The 25881-nt window shown below is 51.0% G+C and carries 20 protein-coding genes and 2 tRNA genes; all 22 read right to left on the minus strand.

What is annotated here, in order from left to right; all coding sequences use genetic code 11:
- Window positions 1-7: 7 nt before the first annotated feature.
- The 22 genes from ppsA to trpE all read right to left on the minus strand — a co-directional run bounded on the left by ppsA (window position 8) and on the right by trpE (window position 25730).
- Window positions 8-2398: a phosphoenolpyruvate synthase gene (gene ppsA, locus HMPREF1246_RS07400; protein ID WP_021737132.1), complete on the minus strand. Its 2391-nt coding sequence runs from the start codon at window positions 2396-2398 to the stop codon at window positions 8-10.
- A 206-nt stretch (window positions 2399-2604) separates the two neighbouring features.
- Window positions 2605-3207: a hypothetical protein gene (locus tag HMPREF1246_RS07405; protein ID WP_021737155.1), complete on the minus strand. Its 603-nt coding sequence runs from the start codon at window positions 3205-3207 to the stop codon at window positions 2605-2607.
- 1126 nt (window positions 3208-4333) lie between these two features.
- The gene (locus tag HMPREF1246_RS07420) at window positions 4334-4891 is read right to left on the minus strand and encodes a flavin reductase family protein (RefSeq protein ID WP_021737151.1); all 558 of its coding nucleotides are present in this window, start codon (window positions 4889-4891) and stop codon (window positions 4334-4336) included.
- 148 nt (window positions 4892-5039) lie between these two features.
- Window positions 5040-6221: a M48 family metallopeptidase gene (locus HMPREF1246_RS07425; protein ID WP_021737150.1), complete on the minus strand. Its 1182-nt coding sequence runs from the start codon at window positions 6219-6221 to the stop codon at window positions 5040-5042.
- A gap of 89 nt (window positions 6222-6310) precedes the next feature.
- Window positions 6311-7297 (minus strand): iron ABC transporter permease, encoded by a 987-nt coding sequence (locus HMPREF1246_RS07430; RefSeq protein WP_014129067.1) that lies wholly within the window; start codon window positions 7295-7297, stop codon window positions 6311-6313.
- Between the two features lie 77 nt (window positions 7298-7374).
- Window positions 7375-7449, minus strand: a tRNA-Glu gene (locus HMPREF1246_RS07435).
- Window positions 7450-8278: 829 nt separating this feature from the next.
- On the minus strand, window positions 8279-9787 hold the full coding sequence (locus HMPREF1246_RS07440) for an NAD(P)/FAD-dependent oxidoreductase (RefSeq protein ID WP_021737149.1): 1509 nt from the start codon (window positions 9785-9787) through the stop codon (window positions 8279-8281).
- Window positions 9788-9808: 21 nt separating this feature from the next.
- Window positions 9809-10216, minus strand: a complete 408-nt coding sequence (locus HMPREF1246_RS07445; protein ID WP_021737152.1) for a MarR family winged helix-turn-helix transcriptional regulator — start codon at window positions 10214-10216, stop codon at window positions 9809-9811.
- Window positions 10217-10329: 113 nt separating this feature from the next.
- Window positions 10330-10403: transfer RNA gene (locus HMPREF1246_RS07450), tRNA-Gln, on the minus strand.
- A gap of 142 nt (window positions 10404-10545) precedes the next feature.
- Window positions 10546-11742 carry an autotransporter outer membrane beta-barrel domain-containing protein gene (locus HMPREF1246_RS07455; RefSeq protein ID WP_231368260.1) on the minus strand — a complete coding sequence of 399 codons (1197 nt, stop codon included), beginning with the start codon at window positions 11740-11742 and terminating at the stop codon, window positions 10546-10548.
- A 563-nt stretch (window positions 11743-12305) separates the two neighbouring features.
- Complete coding sequence (locus tag HMPREF1246_RS07460) at window positions 12306-12794, minus strand: hypothetical protein (protein ID WP_014129071.1); 489 nt, start codon at window positions 12792-12794, stop codon at window positions 12306-12308.
- Window positions 12795-12805: 11 nt separating this feature from the next.
- Window positions 12806-14443 carry a glycosyltransferase family 39 protein gene (locus tag HMPREF1246_RS07465; protein ID WP_021737134.1) on the minus strand — a complete coding sequence of 546 codons (1638 nt, stop codon included), beginning with the start codon at window positions 14441-14443 and terminating at the stop codon, window positions 12806-12808.
- A gap of 136 nt (window positions 14444-14579) precedes the next feature.
- Entirely contained in the window at window positions 14580-15887 is a 1308-nt protein-coding gene (locus tag HMPREF1246_RS07470) for a 2-hydroxycarboxylate transporter family protein (protein ID WP_009015408.1), read from the minus strand.
- Between the two features lie 463 nt (window positions 15888-16350).
- On the minus strand, window positions 16351-16695 hold the full coding sequence (locus HMPREF1246_RS07475; protein ID WP_009015409.1) for a PqqD family protein: 345 nt from the start codon (window positions 16693-16695) through the stop codon (window positions 16351-16353).
- A gap of 64 nt (window positions 16696-16759) precedes the next feature.
- A complete protein-coding gene (locus tag HMPREF1246_RS07480; protein ID WP_035224582.1) occupies window positions 16760-18652 on the minus strand; it encodes an OPT family oligopeptide transporter in 1893 nt (630 codons plus the stop codon).
- Between the two features lie 488 nt (window positions 18653-19140).
- Complete coding sequence (gene trpA, locus HMPREF1246_RS07485; RefSeq protein ID WP_009015411.1) at window positions 19141-19914, minus strand: tryptophan synthase subunit alpha; 774 nt, start codon at window positions 19912-19914, stop codon at window positions 19141-19143.
- Window positions 19907-21091, minus strand: a complete 1185-nt coding sequence (gene trpB / locus HMPREF1246_RS07490; RefSeq protein ID WP_009015412.1) for a tryptophan synthase subunit beta — start codon at window positions 21089-21091, stop codon at window positions 19907-19909. The genes trpA and trpB overlap by 8 nt, the downstream gene beginning before the upstream one ends.
- Entirely contained in the window at window positions 21084-21716 is a 633-nt protein-coding gene (locus HMPREF1246_RS07495) for a phosphoribosylanthranilate isomerase (RefSeq protein ID WP_021737143.1), read from the minus strand. The genes trpB and HMPREF1246_RS07495 overlap by 8 nt, the downstream gene beginning before the upstream one ends.
- On the minus strand, window positions 21713-22498 hold the full coding sequence (gene trpC, locus HMPREF1246_RS07500; RefSeq protein ID WP_009015414.1) for an indole-3-glycerol phosphate synthase TrpC: 786 nt from the start codon (window positions 22496-22498) through the stop codon (window positions 21713-21715). The genes HMPREF1246_RS07495 and trpC overlap by 4 nt, the downstream gene beginning before the upstream one ends.
- An 11-nt stretch (window positions 22499-22509) precedes the next feature.
- Window positions 22510-23529, minus strand: a complete 1020-nt coding sequence (gene trpD / locus HMPREF1246_RS07505; protein ID WP_035224569.1) for an anthranilate phosphoribosyltransferase — start codon at window positions 23527-23529, stop codon at window positions 22510-22512.
- A gap of 15 nt (window positions 23530-23544) precedes the next feature.
- The gene (locus HMPREF1246_RS07510) at window positions 23545-24126 is read right to left on the minus strand and encodes an aminodeoxychorismate/anthranilate synthase component II (protein ID WP_016459981.1); all 582 of its coding nucleotides are present in this window, start codon (window positions 24124-24126) and stop codon (window positions 23545-23547) included.
- A complete protein-coding gene (gene trpE / locus HMPREF1246_RS07515; RefSeq protein WP_021737148.1) occupies window positions 24126-25730 on the minus strand; it encodes an anthranilate synthase component I in 1605 nt (534 codons plus the stop codon). Before trpE ends, HMPREF1246_RS07510 begins: the two co-directional genes overlap by 1 nt.
- Window positions 25731-25881: the final 151 nt, after the last annotated feature.

The raw sequence follows: 25881 nt of genomic DNA on the forward strand, positions 1-25881 counted from the left end.
GGGACTATTACCAAGCCAGTTCTTCGTCGTTCTTATTGCGACCGCGGCCCGTCAGTTTATCAAGGATGATCCGCTGCTCGACCTGGGCCACCATCTTTTTCGTGAATTTCACAGCGTCAGGGTTGACAGACATACTATCAATGCCGCTTTCCACAAGGAATTCGGCAAATTCCGGATAGACGCTGGCAGCCTGCCCACAGAGGGAGACCGTCTTGCCATCCCGGTGGGCCACTTCGATAAGGTGGCGTACCGCGCGGCGTACAGCCAGATTGCGTTCATCAAAAAGGTGGGAAATGACATCGTTGTCACGGTCACAGCCCAACGTCAGCATCGTAAGGTCGTTGGAACCGATGGAATAGCCGTCGACATATTGATTAAATTTGTCGGCAAGGATGATATTTGCCGGGATTTCCGCCATGAGCCAGACCTTGAAGTCCGGTCCGCGATGGAGTCCTTCTTCTTCCATGATGGATACGACCTTGGCACATTCGTCCACGGTGCGGCAGAAAGGAATCATGACGTTGAGGTTCTTGAGGCCGTATTCTTCACGAACCTTGCGGACCGCCTGGACTTCCAGACGAAAAGCAGCCGTGTATTTCGGATCGTAGTAACGGGAAGCCCCTCTCCAGCCAAGGAGGGCACTCGGTTCATGGGGTTCAAATTCTTCCCCACCCTTAAGGTCGCGGTATTCGCTGGACTTGAAATCGCTGAAGCGCAGGGTAACAGGGCGCGGAGCCATGGCCTGAGCCACCTTGCGGAACCCTTCGGCAAGGGCTTCGACAACCTTTTCCGGATGACCCGTCTTCAGAAGATAAAGCGGATGTTCATGGATATAGGTCGTCCAGATGAATTCCTCACGCATGAGGCCAATGCCGTCGCAGGGCAGGCTGGCGTATTTATCGGCAAGGGACGGATCACCCAAATTCATGTAGATCTTGGTTCCCGTTACAGGGAAGGTTTCCGCAACAGCAGCAGCTTGCGCCGGCGCGGCGGCAGCTTCCGCCTTCTTTACCTGAAGGTTGCCTGCAAAAACAACGCCGTTTGACGCATCGACCGTGATTTCTTCGCCGCCTTTGAGGACTTCCGTAGCCGCTTCACCGCGGGATTTGGTGCCAACGACGCAGGGGATACCCAGTTCGCGGCTGACAATGGAAGCATGGCAGGTCATGCCGCCACTGTCCGTGACAATGGCCTGTGCCTTTTTCATGGCAGGCACCCAGTCCGGAGCCGTCATTTCCGTAACGAGGATTTCTCCATCCTTGAATTCGTCAATATCCTTCGGGTCGCGGATGACATGGGCTTTGCCATAGCCCTGACCCGGGCTTGCGGGAAGGCCCTTCAAAAGAACCTTGGCCCCTTCCATGGATCCGGCCGTCTGTCCTTCTTCGTTCTTCTTTTCCTTGTTGCGGCGGGACCAAACAGTTTCCGGACGAGCCTGAAGAATCCAGATCTTGCCATCCCTTTCATCAATGCCCCATTCCATATCCATATAACAGCCATAATGGGCTTCAATCTTTTTGGCGTATCCTGCAAGTTCCAGGATCTGTGCGTTTGTCAGGGTCTGTTTCCTGCGGTCTGCTTCAGGAACAGGCACTTCCATGGTATCGCCGCCGGGCTTGCGGATGAGCATCTTATCCTGTTCATTGACCGATACTGAAATGAGCTTCATTTCGTCTTTGGAAACGACGTAGCTGTCCGGCGTTACAATGCCGCCAACCACATATTCACCAAGGCCGTAGGCCCCTTCGATCATGATGTTCTTGTCATCACCGTTAGCCACATTTACCGTGAACATAACGCCGGCGGCTTTGGAAAAGACCATCATCTGGACAACTGCGGAAAGAGCAAGGGACAGATGATCATAACCCTGTTTTTCCCGATAGTAGACAGCGCGGTCCGTAAAGCAGGAAGCGTAACATTCCTTGACCTTGCGGATGACCTGATCGGCACCATGGACATTAAGATACGTATCCTGCTGGCCAGCAAAGCTGGCGTCAGGCAGGTCCTCAGCCGTGGCACTGGAGCGAACGGCTACATAGGGTTCATCTTCATTCATCTTGTGAGCCAGCTCTTCATAGGCTCTGCGGATGGCATCCTGAAGATCCTGGGGCATTTCCTGTTCCATGATGGCTCCGCGCAGGCGCACGCAGACCGAGGAGAGAAGTTCACTATTTTCCACATCCGTCAGTTCCGCAAGGATGCTGCGCATCTTTTCGCGCAGGCCCGTCTGGTCAATGAAATACCGATAAGCATGGGCCGTCGTAGCAAAGCCATACGGCACAGGAACATCGGTCTTGGACGTCATTTCCCCAAGAGAAGAGGATTTGCCGCCGACAATGTCGACGTCTTTTCTTTCCAGTTGTTCAAACCACAGCAAATAAGCATTTGATTTATCCATGTTGGGCTCCTTTTCAGCAAAACTTGAAAACATCGTTTCAATTTAGTATACACTATATCACCATTATGACGCATATTCAACCCTCTTTTTCAGAAATCCGGAAAAGAGGCGGCAAGGTGCATACAGCCTTGTTTTTACTCAAAAAGAAGTCCCATCCCCTCCGATAGCAGAAAAGGATAGGACTTCTAATTAGTGTACACTATTAATCAGACAGCCCCAAGAACATGGCAATGGAGATCGTGATGATGAAAAAGACCACCCGTTCGAACCAGATGATGACGATGTCCCGCATCTTGAGCGGAATATCCGTCCCCATGATGCAGGGGATGCTGGCTGAGAAAAAAAGGATTGCGGAAATGCTGACCACAGCGATGACAAACTTCAAAAGCATGGCCCCCCGACCCCTTGATGAGGATGGCCGGCAGGAACATTTCCGGAAGGCTCAAGGCCGCTGCCTTACCGGCAAGGACCGCTTGGGACACACCGAAGAGTTTGAAGAAAGGAACGAAGAGATAGCTGAAATAATCAAAGATGGGTGTAAATTCCGCAAGGAAGAGGCCCAAGAGCCCAATGGATGTAATGGAAGGAATGACGCCAAAGGCCATCTTGAGACCGCTCATGAGGTTATCCGTGCAGAGCTTCAAAACAGGGGGCTGGGCCGCATCCGTTTCAAGGCCGAGCTTCCAAGCCCGCTCGAGGCGGCTTCCCTCTTCTTTAGGAACAGTGGCCTTTTCGCTCGTAAAGTACGTGTCAGGAATGGCCGAAAGGGGCCAGATGCGGGCCACAACGAGGAGGAAGGTCATGGACACGGTCGAAAAACCCGTTGCAATGATGGGCCGGCACGGATTAAATCACACGATAACACGGTCCCGCAACCGACAATGGAGCAAATTTGCTCCATCTGCAGCGGTTTTGGACCATCATGTGATGTTCCTCGCTAGCGCTCATAAAGAAACGTCGCTGCGCTCCTCATCCACCACCGAAAGGGCACGCCTGCCTCATTATAATGAGGCAATATGCGGTTTTCGGTCCCCCGTCCTGGCGAGGCGGATCGACTCTACGAGTCGAGTTCTAAGGCAAAAGACCGCATGAAGGACGGTACGATGCATCCAGCATTGTACCTAAAGAAAAAGAATATAAAGAGAGCCTCAAACCGAATCAAAGCGCGTTTTCGGATTGAGGCTTCTTCGCTAGTCCAACAAAATTTTCTTTGTTATTTGGTCTTAAAATTTTCGCAACATGGAATCAGAAAGTATTTTCTTCTTATCAGCACTAACTGATTTGATCTTTTGCCTTAGAGACGGCGAATGCCGTTCCAGCTTACCAAGGCGGGGGTATCCACCAAGCAGGCTTGGTGGGGGGTGGATGAAAAGGGGCAGTTTGGTGCCGGCGTTCTGGTCTTTCTTCTATTTACATGATTCGAATGGGGCTCAGATTGGTTCAGATGCTAGGAAAAAAACTGCAGGCTGACGACGACGTCGTACAACTTGCTTTTTGCAAATTCAGTTCAGATGGGTCCAATTGCAAAGAGCCTCCGATTCCACCGGCGACGGCAAACCTGAGACGCCAGCAATCTGCTAGCGCAGCGACGCGGGGGGCTGTTGCGCAAAGATTCTCCGAAGCGGCGCCGCCAAAAACAAATCGGCGACGCGTGAGTTTCCTTGCGGCCAGAGGCCGGTACGTTGAGGAGGTTGGGGCGCGGGCGGCAAAGTAGATGGGCCCATATGGGCCGAAGATTGCAAAAAGCTTCCGCTTTCATAAGCTGGGCGCTGGAAGTGATGACACATGGTTAGGAAAGGAAGCGCCCAGGCGTAAGCGATCCCCAAACGTGAGACGGTCCATCGTACGATAAGTCATGGTCCCATTGTTACCATAGATTTTTATAAGGCAATAGGAGCACGTAACTCCATCAAATCAGCGCGATTTGTGCGCTGACTAAAATAACTTCTTCCCCTCACTAAACGCATTTCCCACCGTCTCTTCGGCGACAAGGTACTTCATGTTAGCCATATCAAAGACAAGAGGACGCAGTTTCTTTGGATCGATGTTTCCCCCGGTCAGGATGCTTTCATCAGCACTAATGCCAACAATCCGCCCTGTAAGGATTTCCGTTTCTTCGTTATAGGAAAGGACTTCGCACTCAAGCGTCATGGGCAGTTCCTCAAAGTACGGGGCGTTGACGTGAAGGGCTTTTTTCGCGTGAAAGCCGGCCTTTTCCACTTTCCGCGGTTCCTTGCTGCCGCTTACAAGGCCCACATAGTCACAGGCAGCAAGCTGCTCCACTGTTCCCATGCTGACAGTAAAGGCTTTCGTCTCCAAAAGATTCTTAACCGTCTTATGCCCTTTTGCGAGGGCAAACATCATTTGGTCCATTTCGTTATGGCAGCCCCAAGCTGCGTTCATCGCATTGGGCGTCCCGTCCTTGTCATAGGTTCCGATGATAAAGACGGGCTGGGGAAGCGCAATGGGTTTAACAGCAAATTCTTTTCTCATTCATATCCCTCCTTAATTGGATGACTGTTTCTTGAAGCACTGCATTTATTTGCAAGTGCACGCATTTATATTAGCATAAGCTTCCCCTTCCGTCAATTCTGCCATCTAAAAAGGCCCTGCGCGTAAGCACAGGGCCTTTCACCGTCTTTTATTTTTTAGGGGCTGCTTTTTTCTGCAGCTTAAGCTCCCGAGACGCGACTTTGCTCTCCTTGCTGCTCTTGATTGCATTGAGTTTCTGAGCAAGTTCAGCCGCGCTTGGATCGCCATTTACGGAGACCATGATGGGCTGATTGCCCAAATATACGGTACTGCCTTGAGAAGAAGCGTCCTTAAGGTTTTGTTTATGCAGGAAAGCAGCGGCGAGGTTGCCCATGACAAAATAGGAGCGTTCCTTTGCGGACATATCGCCATAGGCATGAGGCGCGACAAAATCCTTTCCCCCTACTTTGACCATGCCCTTATCCGCATCGATGGTCACGTTGCCGCCGGACAGATCAGTCAGGCGCTTGGCATAATTATCGCGGCGCTGCTGATGGGTCGGATGATCAGATGGCGAGAAGATTTCACCAACAAAACTGGATTTATACGTCTTTGACCGGTCCATGACTCGCTGCCACATGGCGGCTGACGCACCCGGGTTATAATTGGAGTTAAGCAAATAGGTCAGTGCCAGGTTATCAGCTTCCCATTCATCACTTTTGCCAATCTGAACATTATCAATCTGGTTCACAAGGATATTAAGGGCCAGATCCGCCATCCCGCTTCCCGCAGCGCCGCTTACGACGCCGGCTGCCACGGCCACCTGCATCTTTTTGCGCGTACTTGAGACCACATGGTTCTTCTGTCCATGCCCCATTTCATGAAGCAGGACAACGGCAATTTCATCAGGATTGCTCGTCATGGAATAAAGCCCTGTATTGACGCTCATGACATGGCCCATACTGCAGAACGCATTGAAAGATTTATCATTATTGATGAAATAAAGATAAGGTTTTTGATGGATAGTAGGATCTACAGCCCCAATGGCGCTGGTCAGCTGCCCCATCATGTCCGTAAGCTGACCATTTAAATAACCATCGTAATTGACGCCATATTTTTCCTTGTACGACGAGAAAAGTTTCTGCCGTCCCTCTTCCGTGTTATTGTAGTAATTAAGGGCCTTATCAACCTGTCCATAAATCGCGACGCCCTGTACCCCAGCAAGGATGGCACCTAACACATCGGCATAGGCCCTAGGCATGGGAAGGGCTGTAAAGGAAAGACCAAGCCCCATGACACCTGCTAAGACAGCGGATGCCAGACGATTTTTCCAAACTGAACGTTCCATCATATCAACCTCCAGAAAAAGGATCATCCTGTAAGAACCAGTTTTCTTTATTGTAGCACAGGCACCGCACTTGGCATAGAGAAAAAGAAGGATCAGGCCCCTTTCTTCTGATGAAGCAGATAGAGAAAATAGGGCGAGCCCAAAAGGGCAGTTATGATTCCTGTCCGGATCTCGCTGCCGGGAAGGATCCATCGCCCCATAAGGTCACAGAACGTGAGGAATACAGCCCCAATCAGGGCGGCAAAAGGCAGGAGACGATGGTGGTCGGCCCCGCTCAAAAAACGTCCCATATGGGGAACGATGAGCCCAACAAAACCGATATTGCCGCCAAGACAAACAGCAAGGCTGGTCAAAAGGGCCGTCCAGAAAAGGATGAGCTTACGCCAAAACGCAACATTAAGTCCCAGGGCAGCTGCCTGCTCCCCACCAAGAGATAAGAGATTCAGAGGCCGCCCCCAAATAAAGACGCCGGGCAAAAGGACAAGAATCAGCCCCGCAAGAGGCCATGCCTTGAGGGAAGCCGTACCGAGGCTCCCTAAGGTCCAGAAGAAGTACTGCTGCATGATGGGCGCTGGTGCAAAGCTAAGGAGTCCTGACACAAGGGCCGCACAAAAAAAGCTCACTGCCACGCCGCCCAAAAGAAGATACGTGACGGAAGCCTTAAAGGAGCGGCGCCCCAAGAGGGCAACAAAAAAAGAGATCAAGGCTGCGCCCATAAAAGCCCCCAACGGGACCATGAGCGGTGACAGGACAGCTAGGTTCAGGATAAGGACAAGCACAGCACCCAGGGAAGCACCGCTCGAAATACCTAAAAGTCCAGGGTCTGCAAGAGGGTTGCCAAAAACTCCCTGAAGCGCGGCTCCGCTTGCTGCCAGGGCCGATCCAATGAGAGCCCCATAACAAAAGCGTGGCAGGCGAATGACGGTAAGGACCGTCTTTTCCTCGTCCGTGAGTGTGCCCATAAGAAGATGCTGGACGTTGACAGGAATCAGGCCCGTCAAAAGGCTACCCAAAAAAATCAGCCAAAGCAGGATGAAAAGGACTGCATAAACCCGTCCCAACCCTTTTTCCCGCATCATGCCCCTCCTTTCCAAGACAAAAAAAAGACGCTCCCAAGGAGCGTCTCAACTGCAGCAGAAGCTGCCTTGTTCCAAATTGGTAGCGCCAACGAGAATCGAACTCGTGATTTTGCCTTGAGAGGGCAACGTCTTAGCCGCTTGACCATGGCGCCATGACTAGCAAAACTGTTAGTACCTTGTAAGTATAGGCGCTTTTTCCCTGATTGTCAAGGAAAATCACCAGCTGGCGGTGAAAAGGGAAAAAGAAGAGAGTCTGTTTGGTCCCGCACCTTCGTGGTTTTTCTCACAACTCACCACTCATAAACTCACAGCACCTTTAAATCAGTCCCATTCCCCTCCTTTTCCCTTCGTTTATTACCTTCCATTTGCTTTTTTGTAAATTTGGCTCGGATGGGCCCAATTGCGAGGAGACCCCGGCCTCAGCGACGACGGTGGATCTGAGTCGCCAGCAATCCGCTAGCGCAGCGTCGCGGGAGCTGTTGCGTGGAGGTTCTCCGAAGCGGCGCCACCAAAAATAAATTGGCGACGCGTGAGTTTCCTTGCGGCCAGAGGCCAGTACGTTGAGGAGGTTGGGTGCGCGGGCGACAAAGTAGATGGGTCCATATGGACTGAAGATTGCAAAAAGCTTCCGCTTTGATAAGCTGGGCGCTGGAAGTGACGACACATGGTTAGGAAAGGAAGCGCCCAGGCGTAAGCTACCCCCAAACGTGGGACGGTCCATCGTACGATAGGCCATGAGGTCATTGTTTCCACAAAACCTTTTTAAAAAGTGGCCTCACACACTTCATCAAATCAGCCCGATTTTTGGGCTGACTCAAAAGGAATCGACGAAGGCATATTTCGGGCGTCTTAGAAATGAGATTGTGGTACGTATCTTCTTGCGATGGGACATGCCATCATTAGCATCAGATATATCTTTTTAAAGCCAATGATGACACGTAACTGCATCGAATCGGCACGATTATTGCGCCGATCAAATACTTAAGGCATCACATAATACCGCGTCCACATGGTCACTTCACTAAGGGACGGATGAGGGGTCATGGTCTCATTGAGGGTCCTGACATTATGCGGGTCAAGGATCCTTGTAAGGGGCATGGCACGCAGATGTTTCACCGTTTCTGACGCAATTTCCGGATGAAGCGGCGCAATGACATGAGTACCGCTGTTCATAAGATCAATGAAAGGCTGGATCAGGATGGAAGCTTCTGGGCCAATGATATGGGCCCCTAGGATTTTTCCCGTATCAGCATCAAGGACCAATTTAATGAACCCATCGTCATCAGCCCCCTCTTCATACCCGAGGGCGTATCCTTTCGCCGAGTGAGAAAAGTGATTCACGGCCACTTTTGTACGGTATCCCAATTTTTGGGCCGCATCCGCTGTCAGGCCCACGTGGGCCGCTTCTGGATAGGTATAGGTCACGGCAGGTACAACGCCATATTCAGCCCAGCGCCAATGAGCAGGTGCCGCCGTGCCAAAAAGATTGTCCGCAAGGATTTCGGCTTCGTAGTTGGCCTTATGACGGAAAGGGGCCCGCCCGTTCACGTCGCCAATGGCCCAAATGCCTTCTGCCGCGGTTTCGAGAAATTCATTGGTTTCAATATAGCCCCGTTTATCAACCGTGACGTCCGTGTTTTCCAGATGGAGCAGGTCCGTCATAGGACGGATGCCCGGGGCGACAAGGATTTCCTCTCCCCGTACTTCCGTTTTCTCACCAGTTCCACGGTCTTCAAGGACAACAACCTTTTCCCCATTTTCGATGCGGGCGGAAAGGGTTTCCTTGTTAAGGGCCACATGAAGACCGCGGTTTTGGAACTGTTTCAGGAGAAAAGTCGATACATCGGCATCTTCTTTAGGAAGCAGGCGCACATTATGCTGAACGATGGTCACGTCCGTTCCTGCAGCGTCAAAGATATGGGCAAATTCACAGCCAATGGGACCACCGCCAAGAATGATCAGGCTCTTGTAAGGCCTTTGAGGGAAGGCGTCTGTAAAGAAGGATTCGGACGTAATATACCCTACGTCTTCAAGGCCAGGAAACTTAGGAATATTGGTCCTGCCCCCGGTTCCGATAACGATCATCTTCCCTTCCAGTTCTTCCGTCGTACCGTCATTCATAGCAATGGAAAGGGTCTTTTTCCCCGTAAAGGAAGCCGTTCCGTCAAAGGTATCCACATTGGGAAAGGCTTCATAATACGTCTTGATTTCCGGGCTCTCGGAAAGTTTAGCCTGCAGGCGGCGAGAAACGGTTTTCCAATCAAGCGTTACTTGTTCTGCCTTGACGCCAATGCGGGCGGCCTCTTTGATGGAAAGAACAGCATTTGCCGCACTCACAAGGATCTTCGTCGGAATGCAGCCCCTGTTCAGGCAGGTCCCACCATAGGCACCGCGTTCAATAAGGGCCACTTTCTTTCCGGCCAGCTGCGCCGCATCGGCGATGATATTGGCCGCGCCCGTTCCAATGAGGATAACATCATATTTTTTCATGGTTTTCTCCTTATCACAAAATCAGGTTGCCTGCTGGATCGCGGCAAGCAGCGTTTCCAGGGTTCTTACACCCTCTGTTCCCAAGGCCGCTTCATAAGCAGCCTGGGCTTTTTGCCAAAGCAGATGGGCCTCTTCAAAGGCCTTGTGACCTTCAGCTGTCAGGACAAGCCGGCAGTTTCTCATGTGACATTCCCGGCAGTCCGAAACAAATCCTTTTTGCATGAGGGGTTTTAAGCTGCGCGTCAGCGTGGACCGTTCCAGATCCAGATATCCGGCTAGATCCATGACGCTGCAGCCTCCATGCTGGTTGATTTCCCGGAGCATCCCATACTGACTGATGGTGACGCCCGACGGCGCAAGGGCTTTGTCATAGAATTCATTTAAATGGTGAGCCGCCCGTTTAAGGCGCCAGCAATGACAGATTTCCATGGGAACCTCCTTTCATTTGTTGTATATACATCATATTGGATGGTAGGGTTCCTGTCAAGTATGATTTTTTGTAACAAAAAAGCTGCCACTAAAGTGACAGCTTAGCTTCCATATGGCTCCGGGACTAGGACTCGAACCCAGACAAGAAGATCCAGAATCTCCTGTGCTACCATTACACCATCCCGGAAGGAACAGTCATTATTATAGCAAAGATAAAATAAAATGCAACCCCTTTTTTGAAATATTTTTTACAAAAAAAGAGCTTCCCCTCTTCCCTCCTTTGGAAAAAGCAAAAAGGCGGAACGCCCCTGCGCTCCGCCTTTTTACTTTTAGAATTTCCAGTTAATTCCAGCACGGATATCGTAGGTCCGGCTAAAGTCGTTGCCCACATACCGTTCGGCATCGACATAGAAGGTCTGGTTCTTTCCAATGACCGTGCTGTAACCAAGACCGATGACCCCCCAAGTCCCGCGGCGGCTGCCCGCCGTACGGTAGGTGCCAGCCACAGTCCCACCTTGGGCGAGGCTTTCTGCCACAACATCATAACCGTCGATAAATTCGCGGAGAAGACTTGCTTTCAGGTATAGCTTGGTGTTCTTTTCCTTATCCATTTCATCTACAAGGTCAAAGCCGACGCGGCCAATGAGGCTCCAATCATGGTCCGCCGACACATGGATGCCCTGGGAGTCCGTAAAGTCATAGCCGCCAAGACCTTCCCAGCTTCCGCTTTCCTTGCCGCAGGCACCAGAGAGGCTGAAGCGATGCTTGTAGTTCTCCTTGTCGTCCAGGACCTTTGTGTAACCCAGTTCGTACGTGTTGCCGTTTACTTTGCCAATGCCGTCGACCCCGAGATTGCGGTACCCGAAGCGGATCCAACCGCCCTGGTCCGCGCCGGGCGTGAAGTATGTCGTATTGCCCGAACGCTTGGTGAAGGTATCAAGATCCGCCACGTAGCGCAGAACGATTTCATCGGATTTAGCCGGCGTTTTCGCGCCGTCGTTGATGCTGTCGATGGATTTGACGAGATACACGTTCTGCGAATTCTCGCCACTAAGATACATCGAAGCCACGTCCGCTGTCGTCGGTTTCCGGATGCCATCCGACGTGTCGCCGTTGTAGGCCTTGTTGTATTCGTCAGTCGCTTGGGGATCGTCCGCCACGTCGCGGCAGTCGACTTTGAAGGCGTCGCGGTAGATGCCGTTTGTCGTGTAGCCCACGGTCTTGCCGTCTCGGAAAGCATTTCTGCCATTTCTAGCGGTAGCAAAGCGGACGGCTTCGCCATCTTCCACCTGCTTGTCGAGCGCAGCAAGGTTCTTGACGACGAGGTTCTGCTCTGCTTCCGGTTCTTCGCCGATGTAGAGCATGTCGCTGCTCACGCCGTCATCGCCGTCAAGGTCCATGTAGAAAGTCCGGGAATCATTCCCCAACGTGCCGATGCACAGGGCGTCACCGCCGTTTTCAAAGTAGACGTCGCCCTTCCCTGTGAGTGTTGTGACGGGCGAAGGACCCGTCATGCGCCAGGTCACGCCGTTGCCGAAAAATAAAAAAAGCTTCCTTTCAAGAAAAAGCACCCGTCGGGGAAACGGGTGCCTTTTCTTGAAAGGAAGTTGTTTATGATGATTTGATGGGGAAGATTGCAGCAAGGAGGGGTAATCCTTGCTACATGCCCAGTATATAAGATTCTTTCTTAAAAAGCAATAAAGAAAGAATGAACTATTTGTGAATTTGACTCGCAAGTCAAAAGGAATGACATAAATCCTTATGAAATCAATATGAAATAAGATCATTCCCTATTATTCACATTCTTTCCTGAATTTAATTTATCACGATGATTTATTTTATTAAGCAATAGGGAAAAGAGAAGTTTTCCTCGATTCATTTCGGTCTAAGATATGGGACGCAGAGGAAGAAAATCTCCTGCGGAAAAAGGCCCCTGCCGATTCCGGCGGAGGCCTTTTCCAGAAAGGAAGTTGTTTATGATGATTTGATGGGGAAGATTGCAGCAAGGAGGGGTGATCCCTGCTACAAGAAGAAGTATAGCCCAAATTCTTGTCAAAGAAAGGGCGCAGATTTGAACAGTTTGTGACAGCTAATTATCCATACCGAAATAGGTGAAGACGCTGTCCATGATGCTCTTGGCATTTTCCGGGCTAAAATGGGCCGCCTGGCTCATGACAAGGATGCCCTTCATTTGTTTTTGAAGAAGTTCATTGAAAAGGTCCTTATCAAGGGAAAGATTATCGCCGACAAGCCCCCCCTTACGGCAGCTAAGCGCCGTCAGGAACTTCAAGGTCTCCCCTTCCTTTTCGGCAAGAAAGAAAAGATAGGGATAGGCAGTAAGCCGTTTGACGAAGGCTGCGGCGGCTTCATTTTCCCATAAGTCTGTACCGCAGCTTGGATGAAAGACCAAAAGGAGACGGCTGCAGAATTTCCCAGCTTCCTGTGGATGGGCTCCAAAGTAATCCAACAGGGCAAAATAGCGGGCACTCTTCTTTGGATCATCCAATTCTTCCCGCGTCACTTGGAACTGAATGGTTTCATGACTGTCAAGATAGGATTTGATGTCATTTTCTTCCATGGAATTTCCTCCTAGCGATGTTTGATCATCATGGTCCATTGGCCATAGAACTTGATTTTTTCCCATGCACCGGGCCAATCTTCTTCGAGTTTCGTCTTGATTTTCCGTGTATTCGTGTCAACGAGCACGACCGCTTCAGGTACATTCTGGACCTTGCTGTACGTGGTCCATGGCATGATATTCTTGGCCGACCAGCTGTAATCCTTGGGAGCAAAGGCTTCCGTCTGCTCATCTGGAACAAGCATGGTCAGGATTCGATCCGTATAGAACCATGTCGACGTTGGATATCCGCCGCCCCGTACGTAAATAGGCACATTTTCGGGAATCATGGTATTGATATAAAGTCCCACCCATTTTCCGGTCACTCCGCTCATAAGCGGCAGGGCCAGCATCTTGGTAATGCAGAAGAAGAAAAGATAAGTCAAAAGAATGGTCATGGTCATCACTTCCCGTACAGATTTACCTCGGAAGCGGTGGATGGAAAGGACCAAAAAGCAGCCTAAGAAGATGCTGACAAAGTAAAAGATATCCTTTGGATGGGAAAGCAGCCCCGGTGCCAGTTTCGGCAGATGGTAGGCAGCTGCCGCCAAGGCTCCATAAAAAAGGAGGTTCCCCCCAAGGACGCCTTTAAGGGAGAGGGCTTCTCCTTTTTCGACAAAATAAGAGGCCGTAAAAATACTGAGCGGCATCAAGATGGGATAGGTATAGGTAATGTATTTCGTTGCCATGCACTGGAAGAAAATAAAGATTGTCCCAATCCAGAGCAGCAGGTAGCCTTCCCGCGCAGAAGGCCGGACAAGATGGTGATCCTTCCACAAATAGGCCTTCAGCGCCCCTGGCAGCAGGCCAATCCAAGCATATGCATTCAACAGATTCACTGCCGTATAATACCAAATGACGTTATCCCGAGGATGCTCCGATACCGTAGCTCGCAGGAAATTCTGCGTACCAATGAACCCAGAAAGAAAGTCTGGATGCTTTATGGCCATGGCCACATACCAAGGGGCCCCTACAAGAAGAAACAAAAGGATGCCGCTTCCCAGTTTTGCCGATTTAAGTGAGGCAAAATCCCGGCGCCAGATAAGAAAGAGCAGGAAAATCAGGCCAGGAAGCAAAAAACCGATAGGGCCCTTGGTGAGGGTGGCTAGGGCTGCGCAGACATACATCCCGTAGTAATACTTTTTCTGCGGCGTGCTATAGCCCAAGTAGTAAAAAAGAAGGGCTCCATTCAAAAATAGGAAGAGCATGCCATCTGTAAGGACCGACTTCGAAATGGTAAAAAATTGAAGCGTCATGAGCAGAAAGACACCACTGAAGAATCCCACTTTTTCCCCGTAGAGTTTCCTGCCGCCCCAAGTCACCAGATAAAGGCCCAAAAGACCATAAAGAGAAGGGAAAAAACGAGCCCCAAATTCCGTAAATCCAAAAAGTTTAAAGCCCAAGGCAATCATCCAATAGGCAAAAACTGGTTTATCAAACCAATACCTGCCATAAATCTGGGGGGATAAAAAGTCTCCACTTACAACCATTTCCTTGGCCGTAAGGGCATAGTTTCCTTCCACACTGTCTGTCAGGGGCAAGGTTCCATTGAGGTAGTATAAGAGCAGTACAGCAGCGAGCCAAAAAATGACCCAGTAGCGTTTTTTCATGGCGGTGCCTCCCAAAAAATAGATTGACTCAAGTCGATACTGCCTATTGTATCATTTTCCTAGGAAAAAGGACACTGCCCGGGAAATGAAGAAGGCACCCGGCAAAAGCCAGGTGCCTAGGGCTCAACAAAACCCGTTATTTTCCAATCATGGAGCCAAACAGGACGGATCCCAAGATGAGGACAATCCCGCCGCCAAGACGGGAAGAAAGCTGGGAATAAGCAATCAGTCCCATCCGGTGGGAGGCCCCCAATACGGCAAGGTCTCCTGATCCGCCGCGGTTTGCCATGCAAAGGCCAGCCGTGATGGCTGAATCAATCGGATAAAAACCAACCCACTGTCCGACAATGGCAGAACCCAAAATGGCGCCAACAACGATAAGGAAAGAAATGACGACGTTACTCAGCGTAATGGCCGCCATCAATTGGTTGAGGTCCGTATCCGCCCCAACGCCGACCATGATGGTCAGAACAAGGCAGGAGCTCATGAAAGACTGCAGGCGTTTTGCAGCGGCCTTGGTCTCTTGGGGAACCCAGCCAAGCATGGCCAGGATTGTCACAACGACAATCATCCAAGCAAAAGGATGGATGGCCACCCCAAAGACCGTTGGCAAAAGGGATTTACCAAGGAGGGTGCCAGCTGCATACAGGCTGATGGCCATAAAGAAAGCCCCGCCGATTTCCTTGATGGAAGGTACGGCATCATTTTTTTCCGCTTCGATATCAAGGCCCTTCCGGATCAAGGTTGATCCGTCACCCGTCCAGGAAGGATGTTTGCGGCCGATTTGATCCAATACGGCAGCCGAAAGGATGGCAAAGATATTGGCAATGGTAAGGACCGTAATGGCAAATGCATAATAATCAGAAGCCTTATGACCGGTCACGCTTTCATAGATCTGGGAAAGCGGTACAGCCCCTGCGCCATTGCCGCCGCCCATGATGGGAAGCACGTAGTTGAGGACAATCATGGATGGAGAGATGCCAAAGAAAAAGCCCCCTACAATGCCTAAACAAGCGGCGCCGATAAGGCCGCCGAAGATAGCGGGAAGATAGCCGGCAAAAGATTTAATGAGCAATTTCTTTTCCAGCCCCAAAATGGAACCGCAGATCAAAAAGACGATAAAAAAGCTCAGAAAGTCTGATTCATTCATCAAGTAGGAAACGGATTTCGCATATTGTTCGGGAATCAGATGGTTGGTAAACAAATAGGCCGATGCCAGGAACGACAGGACAAGCCCGCCCCCTACGTAAGAATTCCAGAAGGGAATCCGTTCCCCGATTTCATTGAAAACGATACCCATGGCAAGCGTCAAGGCAAAACCACCGGCAAGGTCTGTCGTCAAGGATCCAGTCCATACCCCAGCAAAAATGATGACAATAAACCCTAAGCAAAGGGGCCAGGTGAGCCCAAAAGGGCGAAATGACTTGACTTTCTCATTTGACATAAACTCTCATTCTCCTTTACATTTCTTCTTTCCGTCTATTTTGAATAGACTTTACCTTAAATTATGATTAATTCAAGAGCGTTTTCTATCATAGTCATATGAGGGCGGAATGTCAAATCATTTACAATTCAGAATCTACCTGATGTTTTTCCATCGCAGTCAGGCACTGTGTGCCGATAACAAAAGAAAGACCCCCTGTCGTCCCAGTCCCCTATCCAGCAAGAGATAGAAGGGCTGTTTTTAAGACGCCATGAGGGTCATTCCTACATAAAAGATTCAGCTGGAAAAAGCGATATCCGGTTTCTATCAAAAAGCAGCTGCTCTGCTGGCGGGAAGGGCCAAAGAAAAGCCTGCAGCCTTTCCCAAAAGAACAAGATTTTCCATTTGAGTGCAGGAAGCCGCCTTTTAAGGAGCGCCCCGTGTCTTTTTCTAGCCTTTAGACGCAAACTGAAGCAAGAGCCAATCAGATTTTTTTCCACGTAATGAATTGCTGCTGGACCAACATCTGCAAAAAAACGATCAAGCGCTCATAAAGGGGATAAACCTGCTTCCCAAACCGGCTTTCCATCATCTGAGCAAGGTCCCCGACGTTCTTTTTCCCATCCATGCTTAGCCAAAGGGCACTGCCAAACGCATCAAGGTCAATATGGCTAACAGAAGGCCGGTTAAAAAAATCCTGGGCCAAGCGGGCGAAAAAGCCACGATGCACGACATGAATCGTAACAAGGCCCCCTTCATCCCGGGTCCATCGATACCCGCTGGTATGGCAGGGAATCCGGTCCAAGTAGTTTTCTTTTTCCTTTTTCATGTGCTTTCTCCAAAATCAAGGGATTGGTTTCTGTAATCTGCAGCCTGACACCCTACAGACAGGGTTAGGGACGGGATTTCCGGCCCTTCTGGCAAGCCGCGTAGATGGTCGCCACAAGAAGGGCAAAGACGACAAGGCCTCCCACATTCCCCAGATTGATGGTTTTTGACATATCAAGATCCAAATCCATGACGGCAAGGATGGCGAGCAAGATTCCGATCAGGCCTTCCCCGGCAATCAGACCGGAACTATAGAGTACGCCGGACTGAACACAATTTGTTCTTTCCGCGGCATCAGCAAAGTTACGGGATTCCATATACCGGCGCAGCAGCCCGCCCACCATAATGGGAGCCGACAGATGGATGGGAAGGTAAACTCCAATGGCCACTGCCAGAACAGGGATACCAAGGATCCACATGGCAAGGGAAAGGAATACACCGATAAGGACGAGATTCCAAGGCAGGTTCCCCAGCATGACACCTTCAACCACCATTTTCATGAGCATGGCCTGCGGAGCGGGCAACTCAGCAGAACCATAGCCCCAGGCAGAATTCAACAGATACATGATGCTGCCAATAGCAATGGCTGAACAAATAACCCCTAGGATTTCTCCAATCTGCTGCTTCTTAGGCGTTGCACCCACAAGAAAACCCGTTTTGAGGTCTTGGGAAATATCCCCGGCAATGGCAGCCACGACACAGATGATGCCGCCGATGGAAATGGCCGTGACCATTCCCATGGCACCGTCATTGCCCGTATTCTTGAGCAGTAAGGTGGAAACCAGGAGGGTAGCAATGGCCATTCCGGAAACAGGGTTGTTGGACGATCCGATCAGCCCGACCATGCGGGAAGAGACGGTTGCAAAGAAAAAGCCAAAAACAGCAACCAGCAGAGCTCCAAAAGCATTGAGAGGAATCATGGGAAGGGCCCACAAGGCAGCAATGATGAAGAGAATTCCTCCAATCAAGGTCTTCATGGACAGGTCCTGTTCCGTACGCAGGGTTGATGCCCCATTCTGTCCAAAGTCACCTAACGCATCGTGGAAGGTTCGGATGATAAGGGGCAGTGATTCCAAAAGCCCAATGAGTCCGCCCGTTAAGACCGCACCGGCCCCAATATAACGGATATAGGTGCTCCACAGGGCAAAGGAACCGCCCTCGGCAAATAGCTCCGTCACGGTCACCTTGGCAGGGAAAAGCACTGCGCTGCCGCCAAATACGGCAATCATCGGCATGATGACAAACCAGGCCAGCACGCCGCCAGCAAACATGTAGGACGAAACCTTAAAGCCGCAAATATACCCCACACCGGCTAGGGCTGGCAGGATATCAAGGCCAAAGCCTGCTCCTTTATACCCTGGGACTTCCGTATGGACCTCGCTGGGAAACCACTTGAGGCCATCGGCAATGAACTTATAGAAGGCTGCAATCCCAAGGCCGGCAAAAACGGTGGACGCCTTGGTGCCGCCTTCTTCCCCAGCAATGAGGACTTCCGCACAGGCCTGGCCTTCTGGATAGGCAAGGACGCCATGTTCCTTGACAATCAGGGCGCGGCGCAAGGGAATCATGAACAAGATTCCGAGGACACCGCCAAATAGGGCAATCAGGCCAATTTCAAGCATGGAAGGCTCAGCAACGAGGCCTTCCTGAGCCCACATAAAAAGGGCAGGCAAAGTGAAAATGGCACCAGCTGCAACCGATTCACCGGCTGAGCCAATGGTTTGGACCATATTGTTTTCCAAAATGGAATCCCGTTTCAGGATGAACCGAGTGAGGCCCATACTGAGTACAGCGGCCGGAATCGAAGCTGAGATGGTCATGCCTACACGAAGTCCCAAATAAGCATTAGCCGCGCCAAAGACAATCGCAAGCACGGCCCCCAATAAGACGGAAACGGCCGTCATTTCCGGAGCAACGCGGTCAGCGGGAATGTAAGGGTGGAATGATTGATCTTCCATAAGGATTCCTTCTCCTTTCCAAACAGCGAACATGAGGACAAAAAAGCAGCTATGATTATAAAAAACGCGGGAAAGGGTCTGGGAAGGGGCAGCCGTTCCAGGCACAAGGCCACGTGGAATTTCTCTCCACAAAACACAAATGTCTATTTTTTACAGACATGATAAATTCCGTTGTACCGTTATTATACTTTTTCATATTTTTTAGGTCAATATTTTTTCACAATTTCTTTAATTCAAAGAAAATCACTTTTTTCACCCACTCCATTGCTTCATGGGAGCGATTTCCCTCCATTTTTTCTTGATTTTCCTCAAAAGCGCAAAAAAATAGCCCTTGAAAAACAAGGGCCAAATGAGGGGTAAATTTAACTTACGAATGCATTATAGCATCTTTGTATACAATGTGCAAGACTATTTTCAGATTTTTTCCTATTTTCTTATTTTATCTTAAATCCAAAAAGAAGGAGGGGGCTTTCCTCCTTCCATGCCCCTCACACCCTGACCGCTTCCACCATGGAAAGGACATAATCGCGAACAGGTCCGACGGCCGTTTTGCCGTACTTTGCCACAAGTTTTACGATGGCGCTCCCCACGATGGCCCCATCACTGATGTCCGCCATTTGCGCCGCCTGTTCGGGGCGAGCAATCCCAAAGCCAACAGCAACAGGCTGGTTTGATACTTCCCGGATCTTTTCAACAATTTCCTTTAGGTCAGTCGTGATTTTCTCCCGAACACCTGTAACTCCCATACTGGAAACGAGGTAGATATAGCCTTCTGCTTCACGGGCAAGCATCTGAACGCGCTCATGAGAAGTTGGCGCAATCAGGGAAATGAGCGCAATCCCCTTTTCCCGGGCAAACGGCAGCAGAGTTGCCCTTTCCTCAAAGGGGACGTCCGGTACAATGACGCCGTCAATGCTGGCCTTGGCACAGCGCGTAAAGAAAGCCTCACGTCCGTAGGTAAAGATCGGATTGGCATAGGTCAAAAATACAAGGGGGATCTCTGTCTTTTCCCGTACCTTTTCAAGCAGATCGAAAAGGGCATCAATGCGGAAGCCCGCGGCAAGAGCACGGTTATCCGCTTCTTGAATCACAGGCCCTTCCGCAACGGGATCACTGAAAGGGATTCCCAGCTCAATGACACTGGCCCCTGCTTCTTCCATGGCATAAATGAGGGCTTCCGTCGTGGATAGGTCCGGGTCACCGGCGGTCACAAAAGGAATGAAGGCTTTTTTATTCTTGAATGCATCGGTTAGTCTAGTCATGGAGATCAACCCCCTTATATCTGGCAATGGCCGCAACGTCCTTATCTCCGCGGCCCGATAAGCAAATGACGATGATTTTGTCCTTAGGAAGGGTCGGTGCCAATTTCATAGCGTAGGCCACGGCATGGGCACTTTCAATAGCTGGGATGACGCCCTCCATGCGGGACAGGTATTCAAAGGCAGCAACCGCTTCATCGTCTGTAATAGCAACATACTGGGCGCGCCCTGTATCGTAAAGATGGGCGTGTTCCGGTCCAATGCCCGGATAATCAAGACCAGCGGAGATGGAATAAACCGGTGCAATTTGGCCGTCATCATCCTGCAGGAAATAGGATTCCATGCCATGGAAGATACCTGGCCGGCCGCAGGAAATGGTCGCTGCCGTTTCAGCCGTATCGATGCCGCGTCCAGCTGCCTCCACCCCGATGAGCTGGACCGACGGATCGGGGATAAAATCATAAAAAAGCCCCATGGCATTGCTGCCGCCGCCTACGCAGGCCATGGCCACGTCGGGCAGGCGCCCCTCTTTTTCCAGCATCTGCTGGCGCACTTCCTCGCCAATGACTTTTTGGAAATCGCGGACCATCATGGGATAGGGATGGGGCCCCATGACAGAGCCAATGCAGTAAGCCGTGTCTTCGCAGCGAGCACTCCACTCTCGCAGGGCTTCGTTGACGGCGTCCTTGAGGCTCTTTGTCCCTGTTTCAACGGGAACGACATCAGCACCAAGCAGTTTCATGCGATACACGTTGAGGGCCTGACGCTCCGTATCCAGCTTTCCCATGTAGACCACACATTCAAGGCCCAATAAAGCAGCGACCGTAGCGGTTGCCACGCCGTGCTGACCGGCGCCCGTTTCCGCAATGATGCGCTTTTTGCCCATTTTCTTTGCAAGGAGGCACTGGCCCAAAGCATTATTGATCTTGTGGGCCCCCGTATGGTTCAGGTCTTCCCGTTTGAGATAGATCTTGGCGCCGCCAAGGTCCTGGGTCATCCGTTCCGCATAGTAAAGGAGACTCGGCCGATTGGCGTAGTCATGATAGAGCTGCTGCAATTCCTTGATGAACTGGGGATCTTTCTTATAGGTTTCGTACGCTTTCTGGAGTTCCAGGACAGCATTCATCAGGGTTTCCGGTACATACTGCCCACCGTGGGTTCCATATCTTCCATTACTCATCTTCTTCATCCTTTCTTCTGACTGCTTTGATAAAAGCATGAATCTTTTTAGCATCCTTGATGCCATCCGTTTCTACCGCACTGCTGACATCAACCCCGTAAGGGTGGACACTTGTCATAAGGGCTGCTACATTGCCTGCCGTAAGCCCGCCGGCAAGAAAAAAAGGTTTGGGCATCGTTATCCCCTCAAGCAGGGACAAATCGAAGCGTTTGCCCTTTCCCCCGTAGTCTTTTGTAAAGGCATCAAGGAGAAAATAGTCACAATCATATTGGTCAAGGTTTTGGAGGCTCTCCCGGCTTCTTACACGGATGGCCTTGATAAGGGGCATATCAGTCAGGCTGCGGAGGAAAGCAAGGTCATCGGGGGATTCATCCCCGTGAAGCTGGGCCATATCGATGATGCCCGCTTCATGAAGGGCGGCTACCCTTTCAGGGTCTTCCTTGACAAAGACGCCGACAGTCCTTATCGACGGGTAGAGGAGCTTTTTGATTTTCCCAGCAAGCTCCGGCCTTACAAATCGGCGGCTTGGAGGATAAAAGACAAACCCAGCCGCGTCCACCTTTTCCCGGTTCAAGATGACGGCATCCTCAAGACGGCGAAGACCGCAAATCTTGATGACGGTCATGATGCCGCCTCCAAAAGTTCCTTCATCTTGGCCTCAATGGAAGGACTCCTCATGAGGAGTTCCCCAATGAGAACACCGCTGACACCATGCTCTGCAAGAAGCTTAACAGCCGCTCCATCATGGATCCCGCTTTCCGCGATGAAAGGGATTTCCGGTGGAACAAGGGGCCGCAGACGAAGACTGTTTCCCACATCGACAGTAAAATCCTTAAGATTCCGGTTATTGACACCAAGGATTTTAGCCCCGCTCTTAAGAGCCCGCGTCACTTCCCTTTCGTCATGGGCTTCGACAAGGGCATCCATGCCAAGGCTCTCCGCCATCTGTCTGTATTCGGACAGCTCCCTATCCGATAAGAGAGCGGCAATCAGAAGGACCGCATCCGCACCAAGGCAGCGTGCCTCATACACCATGTAGGGATCGACGGTAAAATCCTTGCGCAAAATAGGTACCTTGACGCGGCGTCGGATAGCTTCAAGATAGGCATCCTTTCCCAAGAACCGAGTCGGTTCCGTCAGGACAGAAATAGCAGAAGCGCCGCTTTTTTCGTAGGTCTCGGCAATGGTTTCATAGGGGAAGAACGGAGCAATCAGTCCCTTTGACGGAGACGCTTTTTTTACTTCCGCAATGATGTGAAGACCCGGGGCCTGCAGTGCCTTTTGAAAGCATCCCGCCCGTTTTTGGGGAAGGGATTCTGCCAGATGACGCATCTTGGCAAAGCTGATTTTCTTTTGACGCGCCCTCGTCCGTTCCCGGGCCGCGTCAGCAAGGGTATCAAGAATCATGGCGGTCTCCTTTACTGCTGACTTTCCTTGATGATGTTTTCAAGGGCCGTAAGGGCCTTTCCGCTATTGATCAGTGAGGCTGCAAGGGTGATCCCTTCCTTGATGGATTCTGCTTTTTGAGCCACAAAGAAGGCTGCGCCGGCATTGAGGAGTACGGCATTGCGTTTCGTACCCCCTATCCTGCCGCTAAGGATATCGCGCGTAACCCGGGCATTTTCTTCCGGCGTCCCGCCAAGGAGGTCTTTCTTCGTGCCGGGCACAAGGCCAAAATCCTCGGGACGAATGAGGGAAGAGCGATAATAGCCATCCCTGATTTCACAGATGACGGTCGGGCCATTTGGGGATATTTCATCCAGTTTTTCCCTGCCATATGCGACGATGCCGCGTCTTACGCCAAGACTTGCAAGGACCTTGGCAATCGGTTCGACAAGGTATTCATCATAAACACCGAGAAGGAACATTTCCGGCTTTGCCGGGTTCGTAAGGGGGCCCAGGATATTGAAGACCGTGCGGAATCCCAGTTCCTTACGGATGGGGCCTACATATTTCATGGCACTATGATATTTTTGGGCAAAGAGAAAGCAGAAGTTCGTCTTTTGCAGCATGGAAAGGGCCTTTTCCGCCGTCATGTCAATCTTGACACCCAAGGCCTCAAGGCAATCGGCTGTGCCGCACAGCGAAGAAGCAGCCCGATTGCCGTGTTTTGCTACTTTCACGCCGCCTGCAGCAAGAACCATGGCTGACGTCGTTGAAATATTGAAGGAATGGGCCCCGTCCCCGCCGGTTCCAACAATCTCGAGGACTTCCATCCCCGGATGGGGGACCGGAGTTGCCAGGCTTCGCATGGCTTCGGCACAGCCGGAGATTTCATCAATGGTCTCTGCTTTCGTGCTCTTTGTAGAAAGAGCTGCCAAAAACGCGGCGTTCTGTGTTGGCGTCGTCTTCCCGCCCATGATTTCAAGCATGACGGTACGGGCCTCTTCGTAAGTTAGGTCCCCTTTTCCCACTAATTTAATGATGGCTTCCTTAATCGTAATATAACCTCCTTAGGAAAGCGCACCGACATGGCGCAGAAAATTTTCGATGATGCTGGCGCCCATGGGCGTCATGATGGATTCGGGATGAAATTGAAGTCCGTAGATTTCATAATCCCTATGACGCAGCCCCATGATTTCTCCAGCGTAAGTCTCCGCAGTGACTAGGAGTTCCGGTGGAAGGCTATCCCTTTCCACAATTAGGGAATGATAACGGGCTCCCTTGATGACGGGCGGAAGATTCTTAAAAAGCGGACAGGAGCGGTCAAGTTTGATGTCGTCCGCCTTTCCGTGGACAAGATGCGGAGCCAGGGTCACGGTCCCGCCAAAGACTTCTCCCATGGCCTGATGACCCAAGCAGACCCCTAGGATAGGGACCTGTCCTTTCAGTTCCTCAAGGACAGCTTCTGTTATGCCGGCCTCTTTTGGTTTTCCCGGTCCAGGGGAAAGGATGATGGCCTGGGGCTGAAGAGCAGCTGCCTCGGAAACAGTCAGGGAATCATTCCGTACAACCTGAACGGAAGGGGTCAGGGTTCCTACCGCTTGGTAGAGGTTATACGTGAAACTATCGTAGTTATCTATGATTAGGATCATCATTCTGCCTCCGTTGTTTTCATAAGTGCGTCTTTTACAGCGCCTGATTTGTTGAGGGTTTCCTGGAATTCATTTTCCGTTACGGAATCTGCCACAATACCGCCGCCCGATTGGAAATAAACGATATCTCCCCGTTTGACGGCTGTCCGGATGGTGATGCAGATATCCATATTCCCTGAAAAATCAAGATAACCGATACCGCCGCCATAAGGACCGCGGCGCCGCGGTTCAAGACTGTCCAAGATCTCACAAGCCCGGATTTTCGGAGCTCCGGATAAGGTCCCTGCCGGAAGGGCCGCACAGAGCGTATCAATGGCGTCAAGACCCTCTTTGAGCCGTCCTGTCACACGGCTTGTCAGATGCATGACATGGGAGAAACGTTTGACATGATGCAGGTCATGAACCTTGACGCTGCCAAATTCACTCACCTTCCCCACATCATTGCGGGCAAGGTCAACGAGCATATTATGTTCGGCCAGTTCCTTCGCATCGTGTGTCAGATCCTCTTCCAGCGCCTTGTCCTCTTTCTCCGTCCTTCCTCGGCGCCGCGTCCCTGCAATGGGCATGCTCGTAATGGTGCGCCCTTCAAGACGGATGAGTGTTTCCGGTGAGGAGCCTGCAATTTCCGTATCTCCCAGCTTCATGAGCATCATGTACTGGGAGGGGTTGGTCCGTCTAAGGACGCGGTAAAAGGAAAAGAGGTCCTTATCATAGGAAGCAGAAAAGCACTGGGAATAAACGGCTTGGAAAATGTCGCCTTCACGGATGAAGTGCTTGATGCGAGCGATGTTTTCGTTGTACAGTTCCCGCGTCTGATTGGAAGAAATGGGGCCCAAGTGGGCTGTTCCTTCCTGAGGCGCTAGGACAGGGGTTTTCACGAGGGCTTCCATGGCATCAAGGTCCCTTATGGCCTTCTTGTACGTCTCGTCGATTGCGTCAGCCTTGGCGTTTACAATGAGAAAGAGAGTCTGTTTAAAAGCATCAAAGACGATGACCTTATCAAAGAGCAGGAGGTCAAAATCGGGAAAATCCGTGGCTTTTTTCGGATCAAAGCGCAGGCTCGGTTCACAGTACTGAATGAAATCGTAGGAAAAGTACCCCACAAAGCCTCCTGTAAAAGGCGGCAGGCCAGGGACCTTCGGATTCTGATATTCCTTCAGATAGTTCCGGATGAGGTCAAGGGGCGCCTTGCCGCTTTTTTGAGTGCCCTTACGGGTTTCCACAGTAACGGCAAAATCCTTGGCCGACAGGCGCAGCAGCGGGTCATAGCCGATAAAGGAGTAGCGGCCCCGAGCATCGATGCCCTCCAGGCTTTCAAGGAGAAAATAGCGGTCATGGTCCTTTCGGATAAGACTCATGAGCCCCAGGGGCGTCACCATGTCCGCCAAAAGCTGCCGGACGATGGGGACGGCGCCCCCACTTTCAGCAAGGCATCTTGCCTCAGTCAAACTTGTCTCTTTCACGATGATTTCCTCCTTCACATAAAAAACAGCGGGCATCTGGTTGACAAACGCCAGATACCCGCCCAAAAGGTCCTGATAAAACAAAAACGCCTGTCCTCTTACAAGGACAGGCGAAAGACCTGCGGTACCACCTTGCTGCACAGCAAAAGCCGTGCACCTCATTGCAGAATGCCAACACATTCCTCAGCCTTAACGCGGCTGGCACGTTGCGCCATACTCTCCGAAGATTTCTACGCACCCTCAGTGGTCCATTTGCCAGACTGCCACGATCCGGATTCCACCGTCCCGGACT

It is taken from the genome of Acidaminococcus sp. BV3L6 (assembly GCF_000468835.1).
GTDB classification, from domain to species: Bacteria; Bacillota; Negativicutes; order Acidaminococcales; family Acidaminococcaceae; genus Acidaminococcus; species Acidaminococcus intestini.